This window comes from Streptomyces sp. NPDC058964 (assembly GCF_042741275.1).
Lineage (GTDB): Bacteria > Actinomycetota > Actinomycetes > Streptomycetales > Streptomycetaceae > Streptomyces.
On record NZ_JBHYKH010001040.1, the window covers coordinates 1 to 1126 of the forward strand.

The following is a 1126-nucleotide window of genomic DNA, read 5'->3' on the forward strand; positions in this document are numbered from 1 at the left end:
CCGAGCGGCTGGAGGCGTACACCCGGTGGCGGCTGCGGCAGGTTCCGCTGCCGGCGACGGCGATCGACAAGTACGCTCTCCTGACGGACGCCATCGGCGCGATGCCGTCCGCGCAGTCCGAGCCCCGGGCCGGACTCCTTCGGGACTACCCGGAGCTGACGGGACACATCACGCTGCTCGACCGGTGCCTCGACCACCTGCCCGACGTCCTGAGCGGCGCCACCGACGCGGTGGAGGTGCTCTTCCCCGACGGCTCCTTCGACCTCGTCGCGCCGGTCTACCAGAGCAATCCCATCGCCGACTACTTCAACCGGATCTGCGCGCAGGTGGTGACCAACTACCAGCGCCGCACGGCGGGCCGCCCGCTGCGCGTACTGGAGATCGGGGCCGGCACCGGCAGTACCACCAAGTTCGTGCTGCCGCTCCTCGACCCGAGCGACGTGAGCTACCACTTCACCGACCTCTCGTACGCGTTCCTGCACAAGGCCCGGGATGCCTTCGGCGACGACTACCCGTACCTCTCCTACGAGATCTGCAACATCGAGAGCCCGCCCGAGGAGTACACGGGGGCCTTCGACGTCGTCGTGGCCACCAACGTGCTGCACGCGACGTCGAACGTCCCCGGCACCCTCCGCAACGTGCGCAAGGTGTTGCGGGAGGGCGGAATCCTCGTCCTCAACGAGATCACCACCCGGCAGGACTACGCCACGCTCACCTTCGGCCTCACCGACGGCTGGTGGCTCAGCAACGACCCGTACCGCATCGAACACAGCCCCCTGCTCAGCAGTGACCAGTGGCAACTGCTCATGGGCGAGGCCGGCTTCGGCGCCGTGCGGACCCACGGGGGCGAGGGACAGCAGGTGCTGGTCGCGCTGGCCGGTGCGGCCGACGCGACCGCCCGGTCCGCCGAGTCCTCCTCGGCCGCCGAGTCCGCTGGGGCACCTGATGTGCGGGGACAGGTGGAGCTGTTCGTCCGCGAGGTGATCGCGGAGACGATGCGGCTGGATGTGGCGGAGGTGGAGCTGGACCGTCCGTTCCGGGACATGGGAATCGATTCGCTGATCTCCATGGAGCTGCTGCGGCCGTTGCGCGAACGGGTGGGGTATGTGCCCGCGACGGTGTGGTT

1 protein-coding gene is annotated in these 1126 nt (G+C 69.1%); it reads left to right on the plus strand.

What is annotated here, in order from left to right; genetic code table 11:
* Window positions 1-1126 (plus strand): methyltransferase (locus ACFW2E_RS47500; RefSeq protein ID WP_384478547.1); only part of this gene is annotated, 1126 nt, incomplete at both ends.